The sequence below is a fragment of the Methanococcoides vulcani genome (assembly GCF_900111645.1).
Lineage (GTDB): Archaea > Halobacteriota > Methanosarcinia > Methanosarcinales > Methanosarcinaceae > Methanococcoides > Methanococcoides vulcani.
In genome coordinates this window covers 95,477-106,942 of sequence record NZ_FOHQ01000004.1, presented here as the reverse complement: position 1 = coordinate 106,942, position 11,466 = coordinate 95,477, and the positions used below count along the sequence as shown (strand labels likewise).

At 40.4% G+C, this 11,466-nt stretch carries 9 protein-coding genes and 1 tRNA gene; 8 read left to right on the top strand and 2 right to left on the bottom strand.

The window, feature by feature from the left end; all coding sequences use genetic code 11:
• Nucleotides 1-11: 11 nt before the first annotated feature.
• Together BMX02_RS07285 and BMX02_RS07280 are read left to right on the top strand one after the other, a co-directional pair.
• Complete coding sequence (locus tag BMX02_RS07285; RefSeq protein ID WP_091690034.1) at nt 12-1,139, top strand: DUF373 family protein; 1,128 nt, start codon at nt 12-14, stop codon at nt 1,137-1,139.
• A 17-nt stretch (nt 1,140-1,156) separates the two neighbouring features.
• Nucleotides 1,157-1,921, top strand: a complete 765-nt coding sequence (locus BMX02_RS07280) for an MTAP family purine nucleoside phosphorylase (RefSeq protein WP_091690033.1) — start codon at nt 1,157-1,159, stop codon at nt 1,919-1,921.
• Nucleotides 1,922-1,990: 69 nt separating this feature from the next.
• Here BMX02_RS07280 and BMX02_RS07275 read toward each other — a convergent pair whose 3' ends face one another.
• Entirely contained in the window at nt 1,991-2,926 is a 936-nt protein-coding gene (locus BMX02_RS07275) for an RAD55 family ATPase (protein ID WP_091690032.1), read from the bottom strand.
• Nucleotides 2,927-3,096: 170 nt separating this feature from the next.
• Here BMX02_RS07275 and BMX02_RS07270 point away from each other — a divergent pair, with 170 nt between their 5' ends.
• The 5 genes from BMX02_RS07270 to BMX02_RS07250 all read left to right on the top strand — a co-directional run bounded on the left by BMX02_RS07270 (nt 3,097) and on the right by BMX02_RS07250 (nt 6,971).
• Complete coding sequence (locus tag BMX02_RS07270) at nt 3,097-5,574, top strand: DUF5814 domain-containing protein (protein ID WP_091690031.1); 2,478 nt, start codon at nt 3,097-3,099, stop codon at nt 5,572-5,574.
• Between the two features lie 94 nt (nt 5,575-5,668).
• Nucleotides 5,669-6,040: a DUF3467 domain-containing protein gene (locus BMX02_RS07265; RefSeq protein WP_091690030.1), complete on the top strand. Its 372-nt coding sequence runs from the start codon at nt 5,669-5,671 to the stop codon at nt 6,038-6,040.
• Nucleotides 6,041-6,217: 177 nt separating this feature from the next.
• Nucleotides 6,218-6,442 carry an LSM domain-containing protein gene (locus tag BMX02_RS07260; protein WP_091690029.1) on the top strand — a complete coding sequence of 75 codons (225 nt, stop codon included), beginning with the start codon at nt 6,218-6,220 and terminating at the stop codon, nt 6,440-6,442.
• A gap of 26 nt (nt 6,443-6,468) precedes the next feature.
• A complete protein-coding gene (locus BMX02_RS07255) occupies nt 6,469-6,822 on the top strand; it encodes a helix-turn-helix transcriptional regulator (RefSeq protein ID WP_091690028.1) in 354 nt (117 codons plus the stop codon).
• 71 nt (nt 6,823-6,893) lie between these two features.
• A tRNA-Glu gene (locus BMX02_RS07250) sits at nt 6,894-6,971 on the top strand.
• 723 nt (nt 6,972-7,694) lie between these two features.
• Here BMX02_RS07250 and BMX02_RS07245 read toward each other — a convergent pair.
• Nucleotides 7,695-7,985, bottom strand: a complete 291-nt coding sequence (locus BMX02_RS07245) for a GIY-YIG nuclease family protein (protein WP_167879262.1) — start codon at nt 7,983-7,985, stop codon at nt 7,695-7,697.
• 174 nt (nt 7,986-8,159) lie between these two features.
• Here BMX02_RS07245 and BMX02_RS07240 point away from each other — a divergent pair, with 174 nt between their 5' ends.
• Complete coding sequence (locus BMX02_RS07240) at nt 8,160-11,465, top strand: DEAD/DEAH box helicase (protein ID WP_091690026.1); 3,306 nt, start codon at nt 8,160-8,162, stop codon at nt 11,463-11,465.
• Nucleotide 11,466: the final 1 nt, after the last annotated feature.

Genomic DNA, 11,466 nt, shown 5'->3' with positions numbered 1-11,466 from the left:
AAAGAGGTTTCATGCAAACTTTAGTCATATGCATTGACAGGGACAATGATCTTGGTGAAAAAGCAAATGTTATCACTCCACTCATAGGACGTGAAGATAACATCGATGCAGCAGTGAAACTTGCAACTGCAGATCCGGAGGATTCCGACAGCAATACGATATTTGGCGGTGTCAATGTTCTTGATGAACTGCTTGCAAAGGGACTGGATGCCCAGATCATCACATTTGCAGGTGACAAGAATGTGGGCGTTATATCAGACCAGAAGATATCTGCCCAGCTGGATGCATTCCTGAGCGAGAATGAGATCACAAATGCAATATTCATATCTGATGGAGCAGAGGATGAAACACTCATCCCCATCGTTCAATCCCGTATCAAGATCGATTCGGTCAAGCGTATCGTGGTAAAGCAAAGTGCAAACCTCGAAAGTACTTACTATATCCTGAAAAATGCACTGAACGATCCGAAAATATCGCAGACCTTCTTTGTTCCGCTGGGACTTGCAGCACTTATCTATGCAATTTTTCTGCTGGCAAGATACCCCGAAGGTGCAATTATTGGCATTTCGGCTGCGATCGGCATGTACATGCTTTACAGGGGATTTAACCTCGACCAGCCATTCGCTCTTTTGAGAGAGAAAATGAAGGATTCCTTTTACGAAGGCCAGATGACCTTTGTCACTTACACAATAGCTGCTATCCTCGGAGTGATCGCCACTATGATAGGAGCTGTGACGCTCTGGCAGTACTACATTACAGGAGGTAGCTGGTACTATGGAATAGTTACCCTCATTACCGTTTTCATTAATGTCACCATCTGGTGGTACGTTATAGCCATCCTTTTTGCAGACATCGGGAAAATGGTCGACCAGAAGATCAGCGAAAGTTTTACAATAAAAGAGATTTCTCCAGCCCTTTTCATAATAGCAATTGGTCTGCTTTTCTGGGGTGCAAGCACCTATATTCTCTCAGTAAGCGCTTTTACCGGCGATACGACAAGCAATGAACTGAGCCTGCAGTATTTTGTTTATTCCGTAGTCGGCGCTATACTGATCGCCCTTCTCGGCATCAAGATATCCATGACCAGTCCATCACCTGAGAAGCTCCCGAAGAAAGGAAAGGGTAAAACTAAAAAATAATAAGACCGAGTACCACAATGAAAATCGATGCAGCAGTACTTGGTGGTGTTGGATTCTCATCTTTTATAGAAGGATCTGCAAAGATCGTTAATACACCTTACGGGGATGTTGGTGTATACATCATCGAACTGAATGATAAGACCATAGCAATAGTCCCGAGGCATTCCGGAGCTGTTGAGCATGTTCCTCCCCATATGATCAATTACCGTGCTAACATCTGGGCGATAAAGGAGCTTGGTGTGGAAAAGATAATAGCCACCAATTCAGTAGGAACCATGAAAGGTCACAACATTGGCAGTTTTGTCATCCCTGATGATTTTATCGATCTCACCAAGAGCCGCATATCCACATTCTATGACAAGAACACAATTCATGTTGATATGACAGAACCATATTGCCCCCAGATCAGCAAGTGTCTTATGGATACACTTGAGAAGAAAGGGCTTGACTATACCAGAGGGACATACGTTTGTACCGAAGGACCACGCTTTGAGACCCGTGCAGAGATCAAAATGATGAGCATGATCGGGGATATTGTAGGCATGACAGGACTTCCGGAAGTTGTCCTTGCACGTGAACTGGAACTATGCTATGCATCCATTTGCACCATAACGAACCAGGCATGCGGACTGACCGAGAACAAGATAACAGCCGACGAGGTCGTTGTTGAGCTTGGCACGACGCAGGACATCCTGCTGGAAGTGCTAACCGATGTCATTGACTGCATTCCTGCAACACGTGAATGTGAATGCATGAACGCTACGCAAGGAGCACGTCTTTAAGTTAATTCTAGCCGAATTGAAGCTTTAGAATAACTAAAAGCAGAAGAAGAAGAAGAAAATAAAAATGGATTATGCAATATCCTTTGATGTATCAATATTGATGCCTTCTGAGACATTGAACTTGATAACATCTGTTTTAGGTGCCATTCCACGTATCTTTGGGATCGAAAGCTTGCTCATGATCTTATCAGGATGCCTTTCAACATCTACATCAAAGATAACATCTGATGCATTGAGAATCTCATTTTCAGCCTGTTCATCATGACTTCCTTTCAAAGAATAAAGGAATGTAATGCTGTTGGCCTCTTTTGTGGTCTCATAGAGAAGATTGATCAGACGCTTGAGAAGTCCCGGATTCACATTGAGGTTCATGAAGAACGAGAAATTATCAAAAATGATGTTGATCTCTTCGCCCTGTGAATCATTCAGGATGGTGCGTAAGTTATATTCGGCGTACTCTATGATCTTGGAATCAATGTGCCCATTACCCAGATGATCGACCATGTCTCCCATGGAAGTGAAATAATACTCACTATAGATGTCCACAAATATGACATTCGAAGGATCAAGGTTCTGGTTCATGATATCACTGCGGACATATTTAGGTCTGCGTCCAGTGGTAAAGTAATAGGTTTTACGGGACTGTGTGAACTCGTAAAAGAATACTTCAGACATGGATCTTGGATCTGCAGAGAAATAGACCATGGAGTTTAGAGGAAGGCCACCTCCAAGGGTCCTGTCCAATACGTAGATACCAGTTGGAACAACAACAGGACCATTATAGACATTCTTTTGGACGTCCCTTACCTCATTTGTTACGCGGATCTCCCCGACGGCCTTTGTTTCAGTTACAGGAGCAGTTTCCTTCGGGACGGTACGTAGCTCAAGCTTCCTGCGAACCTGGGACTCTTCTGCAAGAGATATCTCCTGTTCTGCCGCTACTTTATGTTGCGACGTCCTTGGAGTTATTATTATTTCCGTACCTACAGAAAGCTGGCTTGACATTGTTATCCCACTCCGAAATTATACGACCAGGTTAGATATACTCAATTGAATGTAGGCATGTACATGCATATAAAAGGTATGAACACATATGGCCACATGAAGTACACTCATTGTGAAATTACAAGGATTAACATTGTTTATATACAAGTACATCTCTTTGAAACCCGAAAATGACTCTGTGGACATTTCTCAAGGCTGAAAAGGCCAAGGTCATTGTAATGGCCATTAAAGACAGGAAACGTCTTCCCCAGTTTACCGGAGAGCTTATCCTGAGAAAGACAGACGCAGGACCGCGTCCACATAAGTTCCGGATCTTCAGGGACGAGAAGGATGAACTAAGGCCACCTGAAGAGTTCATAGACCTGCTACGGATGTCAGAGCGTATTCTCATCGACATCGAAAGCGAGAAGAAGGGAGAGGGAGATGTTAAGGAACTGCTTGCAGGTTTCCATCTTGGTTGGGAGCATGCACATGTGTGCAGGTTCTGCCTTTTGAAAAAGAGATTCAACTTTATCAATAAAAAATCCATCAAATACCATCATGAGCTTATTTGCGAGGAGTGTGCAAAAGAAGAACTGGACCGTGCACTTCGAAATGCCCATAGCTATTTCGGAGATGAAGCAGCAGAACGAATCCAGCAGATCATGCTCAACACACGGGACCTTGACCGCACAATAGGCATGTTGAGTCCGGAGGACCTTGACCTTGAGTACACACGGTTTGATACGATAGAGGCCCAGACACAGCTCACGCAGATCAGGATAAAGGACATCCCCCTGTCAAATAAGTTCAAAAAGATACTATTAAAGAAGTCCGATACCCTGTTGCCGGTACAATCTCTGTCGGTGGAAAAAGGACTGTTAAAGCGTAAGAACCAGCTTGTGACATCGGTAACTGCTACCGGAAAGACGCTCATTGGAGAGATAGCCGGTATTGAGAACATCATACGTGGTCAGGGGAAGATGCTATATCTTGTACCGCTTGTGGCATTGGCGAACCAGAAGTATGACCAGTTCAACAAGAGGTATTCTGAACTCGGCCTTAAGGCTTCCATAAGAGTGGGAAGTTCCAGGATACGGACATCGAAGACAAAGTCCATGCGAAGAACACTTGATTCGGACATCATTGTGGCCACATATGAAGGTCTTGACTACATACTAAGGTCAAAGGATTCCGACCTTCTGGGCCAGATCGGCACTGTTGTTATCGATGAGGTCCACATGATCGAGGATTCCGAGCGTGGCCATAGGGTGGACGGACTTATCGGAAGGCTGAAGTACGTTGCATCGGGAGCACAGTTCATCTATCTTTCAGCCACCGTGGCTAAACCGAAACTGCTTGCGAAAAGACTTAATGCCGAGCTTGTGGAGTATGAATACAGGCCTGTGCCCATTGAGCGCCACCTGCTGTTCTGCCCGGAGAGCAACAAGATCAGGCTTATGTCAAAGCTTGTGCGGGACGAGTATGCCAAAACATCCTCTAAAGGCCATAAGGGCCAGACGATAATTTTTACGAACTCACGAAGGAACTGCCATCGAATAGCTCAGGCACTTCCAATATCGACCGCCCCTTACCATGCAGGCCTTTCCATGCAGGAGAGGAAGAAGGTAGAGAGACGTTTTGAGAAAGGAGAGCTACCTGTCGTGGTCACAACAGCTGCACTTGCAGCAGGTGTTGATTTCCCTGCATCACAGGTGATATTCGAATCCCTTTCAATGGGTATCGAATGGCTTACCATGCAGGAGTTCCTGCAGATGCTGGGACGTGCAGGAAGACCGGATTTCCATGACAGGGGTGTGGTAGTGGTGCTTGCTACGCCACAGAAGAGCTATACAAGCGAGCAGAACGGCACTGAGGAAGAGGTTGCCATCAAGCTCCTTAACGGAGAGATGGAGCACACCGATGTGGAATATGGCGAAGAGGAACAGATGGAGGAGATCCTGGCTACTGCTGCGGTGACATCGTCCAAGCGTGACCTTGAGGCGATACACAAAGCTATGCTTGCAAACTATTCATTGAAGGCACTGCTTTCAAGGCTACAGAAAAAGAAGTTCCTGAACATCAAGGGGGACAATATCGCACTTACGAAGTTCGGAAGCATTGCTGCCGGACATTTCCTTTCCGTTTCAAAGGCATTCCTGATACGGGATGCAGTGCTTTCCGATCACAGGCCGGTGGAGATAATAACCAACCTGGAGTTCTTTGAAGCGGTCTATTTCAAGTACGCAGCCCAGATATCTACTGCACTGAAGATCAACATGCCTTCAAGGGTGTTCCAGGGCGCTTCCATGGACATTGTGCTTGAGGGTGAGAACCTTTCCAGGCTTGAGATGAAGATGCAGGACCAGATCCTGAACTTCGCTACTGATTTCCTGACCTGCGGTTGCAAGGAAAGTCCTTACTGCGGTTGTCCTGAGAGATTGTTCTCGGAGAAGATCATTGACCTGAGGGTTGACGGTTATGACCCAATACAGATCGTGAACTATCTTGAGGATAAGTACGGCATCACTGCCTACCCGGGAGACCTGCTGGGATACCTGGATGATGCGATACGCAACCTTGATGCTGTTGAAAGGATCGCAAAGGCTTATTCCAAAAAGGACCTGGCAAATTCGGCGAGGCATCTTAAGAAGCTTATCGTGGGATGAAGACCGCACTTTGAATTAATGATAACAAAACCTTTTAATGTATGTTAACAATTACTTTTCCAAATTAGGTACGGCTTTTGAAGGATATATGACCATGACAGAAGAGAAAAAAAATCCTGAAGGTAAAGTGACAAAGAAGTTGAAGATCGAGATCAGGAAACCTGAGGACTTCAAACAGGTTTATGCCATCGGTGCACTTGGCGGACACAGCCCTTATGATTTCAGGATCGGCTTCTACAATGACAGCCCAAAGGGATTCGACAAGTCATCTAATTCACAGGTGGTCCAGAGAAGCATTGAGACAGAAGTGATACTCTCACCTCTTGCGGCACTGGAGCTTTCCCACTGGCTTGAGCAGCACATCCGCGACTACGAGGCGATGTTTGGACCGATCACCAGAGTGCAGAAGCAGCCACCAAAAATGAAGCAGCCTGAGGATACATCCGAGATACAGGGATACATCTAAAACTAAAGCTAAACTTGAAGAAGTTAGCTGCATACTACTATAAGGACAGTTGATAAGGGGTTCTAATCGGCAGTAATAAATAGTAGGTTGGACAGTTTACCTTTTCCAATACGTAGTAATACATATTGCAGATCATATTGTTTATTATCTTTGAATAATGAGTGTGAGGATACGATCTTGTTCCCAAATAAGAAAGTTCAGAAATTGGTAGGATCTAAGGTCCAGGTAGAGATGAAAGGCAACCAGCATATTCTTGAAGGTACATTAGAAAGTGCTGACGATTACCTTAACCTTCACCTTGTGGACACTGTTGAGATAGCTGACGGACAGCGCCTGCGCTCTCTTGGTTCCGTTGTATTGAGAGGTAACAACATAATCCTGATCATCCCTGTAGAGAACTGAAAGCTTTTATTTTCCGGACATAAACCATGGAAATAGAAGAAAGAACTCTTAAACTGATAAGCGATAGCAAAGACGGTGTCTACCAGAACGAACTCTGGAAGATGCTGGAGATCGACAGCCGCAAGTGCTCAAGGGTCATCACCAAGCTGATGAACTCGGATCTGATCATCCGTGAGTCTGCGGTCAATAACGGCGCAAGGACCTATTTGATCAAAGTAGTTGCACCAGAAGAGGAATCCTATGATCTCCTTCTCGCAGGAGAGATGTTCTCCCCCTGCGCAGGCTGCAGATTAGCCTGCCAGCCCGAGATCTGCGAACTACTATCCACCTGGATCAACCAGTTAACCCTGGAAGACGAGATAAAAAAAGACGAAGAATGACCCTTCGGCCGAAAGCTTTATATTGCTAACGTACCTACTAGGGTCGCTTCAAGGTAAGCAAAAAACAGCGTGCTCCGGTAGTGTAGTCCGGTCAATCATTCCGGCCTTTCGAGCCGAAGACTCGGGTTCGAATCCCGGCCGGAGCACCAACTTCTTGTTTATAATCCCACTTATTTTGATTTAAGTTACATATTGATATGATTTATATTCTATATTAAGCATTGCTTCATTAAATTATTCTTCTCGATCAGTTTAACATATGGCATCTGATTATTGCACATGCGCGCACGCATAACTTATTCCCAAAATGCTGCGACATATTACATTTATACCTTTCAAAGTTTGAAGTATCCCAAATACCGTGATATTAAACTTATTTAATTAATTTTATAAAGTTGTAAAAAGCAAGCAGTTTTAATTTATTCAAACTGAAGGCAATACCTATTGAAAAATTGAATTTTTTACCTCAAACTATTGGGTATCCGGTTATATTATACTATGACGGATTGCTTTTTGATTTTTTTCTACATGATAGTATTCTTTCTTCTTTACATTTTTAAATATTTGATCCATATTCTGTATGTCTGTCAAACCAACTTCATCTGTGTGTTGCAAACCCATCTCATAGCTAAAATAAACCTCTTCACTGAAAATATCTATTCATTACCTACTTTTCCATGGATAAAGAACTTTAGATCTCTTAAAAGCCTTTAAATTGGATATTAGCAAAAAAGAAAACGGAATTTCTATTTCAATCAGCAATGAACTTCATTATCTAAAAAAATGCCATAGTTCATGCGCATTCTATCTCAGTCACTGCTAATGGAAATATTACTCTTATTAGCAAAGGACAATTTTACAGAAAGTACCTATCAGTCAGCATCCGGTCTTTGACCATTGCAAATGGGTATAGAACCATATTTATTCGCAAATTGGTTTATCATATATGCCTCATGTCTTTCCAGTTCAGATTTATGATACACTTTCCTGAGATAGATATTCAAAGACAGCCTCTTCGCATAGCCCGCCAAACCAAGATTCTTCCCAGAAGATTTGTGTTGCTTAAGCCTTCTACCAATATCTTCTGATTCACCAATGTAAATGATATCACTCTTACCATCAGGATAATCTAATGTCCAGTCCCATCCCCTTACATTTATCACATATACACCTGCTTTTTCAGCAAGTTTTTCATATATTGCACCGTTCCAATCAAATGGGCCTTCAAGTTTTTCAAATAAGTTTTTTAGGTGTCATGCATGGCATCTGTTTTATGTACGGCACAACTTCAATAAATTTATATGGAATGGGCCTAATTAAGTTTTGAAGGTAGTTTTATGATTGATATACTTACCCAAGACAAATTTGCTTCCGACCTCTCACATTATATAATATCCAAAGTTTCAGGAACTCATCTTAAAGATGAAACTGTTTCTGAAAAACCAAGCCGTATGTACCTTGTTGGAACTCTTGCAGCAAGAAAGAGTAGTGATGATAAAGTAGAAGATGAAAAAGCAGCATCTATACGTGCATCGAAACTAAAAGTGTCTTTTTTGGTAAAAAATAATAAAATTCAAAATAAACCTAAAATTACTATAAATGCACTTGGGAATGTTTACTATAATATCAAAAATATATCTGATGCTGAAGAAAATTTTGGCCCCAACTCAACCAAACAGGGTAAACAAAGCAAAAATCTATGGAAAAGATTGCCCTTTTCTAACACATACAAAATAGACTTATCAACTGAAAAAGAGATGCATCTCGATTTTTTTGATGTTCGTGAAAAAGCAAATTCTGATCCTTTGATTATCAGAAGTATAAATGACAATTTGTGGGCTGCAAAAGTATCGGTAAAGATTTCCGAATTTGACGATGAAAATAAATTAATTACTTTAAGCTATGAAAATACTGGAAAAGAACTTGTTAAAGATGAATCCTCAGAAAAAGCTTCGGATTCTACTAAAAAAAATGCGTTTGAAAACACTCTTTTCGATTGTAGACTTGAAGTTGATATCGACAACCTATCTACTGAAGAATTTGTTGATAATTATTCTTATGAAGGACATAAGCAACGATATTTTTATGATTTTCGAACGATGAATTGTCAGGCAAGTTGGGTGGATGAACAACAAAACAAATTTGTTACTGATCATTTTGCTCGCTTTGAACAAAAAAACATTTTACCAAGATCTAATATTTCGAATTTAAATCTCACATTTTCTAATTTGATGGAACTGGACACTTCAATAGGAACTCTGGATGCATTTGTTTCTGAAATGAAAAAATATAATGAGATCTACAAAAACAATATTCCTTCAGATGTATCAATAGATGAGTTTGAAGTTAGAAAAAGCAATGAAAATAGGCAAAGTACTTGGGGAGAACGAATATTTTATGCAGACAATTTTGAAAAACTCATTGCTCGGGTTGAAAAAGGAATTGAACTAATAAAATCAAGTAAAGATGTTCAACAATCTTTTCTTAAAACAAACAAAACATTTAACAATTACTATTCAACTAAAAATCCTTCAGTACCAAACGCTGGTTGGAGGTTGTTCCAGCTTGCCTTCTTCTTATCAAGCATCGAATCAATTTCGGAAGAAACTGATCTAGATACAACAGATGTTCTTCATGTGGATACTGGTGGAGGTAAGTCTGAGGCGTATTTTGCTCTTGTAATTTTTACTTCTTTTTATGAAAGAATTACTGGTAAAATAGAGGGAGTAAGCGCAATTGTAAAATTTCCACTTCGAATGTTATCGATTCAACAGCTTGAAAGAATCGCAAGCATCATAATTCATGCTGAAGAAATTCGTAAGCAAAATAATCAATTGTTCCCTGGTGTTCCATTCTCACTTGGGTATTATGTAGGCAGTAAAAGTGATGATTTTCCAGATTTGTATTCGAAAGTGAGAAACAATCTTTATGATCATAACAAAATAATATCTCCTGCGCCGATTTCTTCAATTTTGTCTATATGCCCATTATGTTCATCAAATTCAAAGGGCAATATTCAATTAAAGGAAGACTCTGCAAAAAAAACAATTATTCATCAATGTGATAACTGCAACAAACAATTTTCTATATACCAAAGTGATAGGGAGATTTTTAGATGGAGACCAACTGTTATTGTCTCAACCGTTGATAAGTGGGCAAGTTTGTCACAACAGAGAAGAGCTCGTAACCTCTTGGGGGGAGCTGGAAGTATGTGTCCAGATAATCATGGATTTATTCCTTCAGGGGACAAATGTGAAGACAAAAAGGAAGAAGAATTTCAATGCACTAATATTGGTGAGTTTACACCTAGTATGAGTGGCCCTCGTCTTTCTATCCAAGATGAAATGCACTTATTAAAAGAAGGATTTGGCACAATTTCTTCTCATTTCGAAGGATTGATTGAAGCAATAGTCGAGGAGAGATCTGGTCGTAAAATGAAGCATATTGCAATGAGTGCAACTCTAAACGGAGCGGAAAAACAGATCAAAGAACTTTATAATAAAAAATTCTTTGTAATTCCTGGTAGATGTCCAGAAGGTGCAGGCAGTGAAAACGATTTTTTCTTTGAACAAAGAGATGGCCCAAAAAGAATCATTTATGGCTTAAAACCAAATTTAAGGGATAACCATTATGCTTCTTTGAGAACATTGTTGCACTATGCAGAATTTATAATTACTTCACAAAAAGAACTTAATTCTAATTCATCTAAATTTTGTGCTAAGTATGGAATAACAAATAGTAAAGAGGCACAGAAACTTTTGAATCATTATCTTGTACCACTTACGTATCACATTAAAAAACAAGATGTTTATGATATGGGACGATTAAAAGATGCAGTTGTTAATGATGCATTAAAAAAGAACGAGTTTAATAATTCTGATATTCAGGGTATAGTATTGACAGGTGATAGTGAGCTCGAAGATTTAAAGAAAGCAATTGATAAAGTTCGTGATTTTGTCTTCAATTATAACCCTTCTGCAGTTGATATGGATGGAATTCAGTTTGAACCAATATATTCTAATTCTGTTGTTTCACATGGGGTTGATCTAGATGAACTTAATTTTATGGTATTCCAAGGCTTACCATATTCAACTTCAGAGTATATTCAAGCACTTTCCCGTGTAGGAAGAAAGCATTTGGGTATGATTTTACTGTGGTTTTATCCTAATCGTGTCAGAGATGAAAGTTTTTATCGAAACTTCAATAGATATCACAATTCTTTAGATCATGAAGTCCGTCCAATTCCAATAAATAGGTTTTCAAAATTAGGTTTGTTGCAGACAATGAATTCTGTTTTTTGTGCAGGTATTCTCAACTATCTATCAAATGAAAAAGGTAAACCACTTTACAAGAAAAAAGATATTTTAAATTTAAAAGATGATGATATTGAAGAACTAATAAATTTTATATACAATGTTTATGGGGATCGTATATTAGATATTGACGTTCGAACAGAGGTCGAAGAAAGACTAAACGAGATCAAACTTGGAAAAGATAAAGAGGATACTTTTTTCCCAAATATTCTCACGAAAACGGGCCATCCGTACTACCGTACACAATCTGGAATGAGGGGTATGCAAAAAAATGTAGCACTTGAGCTAAATAACAGGGATAAGATGCTGTTGGACAAAATGGAGGTGTAAA

Excerpts from the sequence above, each read along its gene's own strand:
- BMX02_RS07270 (WP_091690031.1), top strand. The coding sequence starts at position 3,097 with ATGACTCTGTGGACATTTCTCAAGGCTGAAAAGGCCAAGGTCATTGTA.
- BMX02_RS07240 (WP_091690026.1), top strand. The coding sequence starts at position 8,160 with ATGATTGATATACTTACCCAAGACAAATTTGCTTCCGACCTCTCACAT.
- BMX02_RS07275 (WP_091690032.1), bottom strand. The coding sequence starts at position 2,926 with ATGTCAAGCCAGCTTTCTGTAGGTACGGAAATAATAATAACTCCAAGG.
- BMX02_RS07285 (WP_091690034.1), top strand. The coding sequence starts at position 12 with ATGCAAACTTTAGTCATATGCATTGACAGGGACAATGATCTTGGTGAA.
- BMX02_RS07280 (WP_091690033.1), top strand. The coding sequence starts at position 1,157 with ATGAAAATCGATGCAGCAGTACTTGGTGGTGTTGGATTCTCATCTTTT.
- BMX02_RS07265 (WP_091690030.1), top strand. The coding sequence starts at position 5,669 with ATGACAGAAGAGAAAAAAAATCCTGAAGGTAAAGTGACAAAGAAGTTG.
- BMX02_RS07255 (WP_091690028.1), top strand. The coding sequence starts at position 6,469 with ATGGAAATAGAAGAAAGAACTCTTAAACTGATAAGCGATAGCAAAGAC.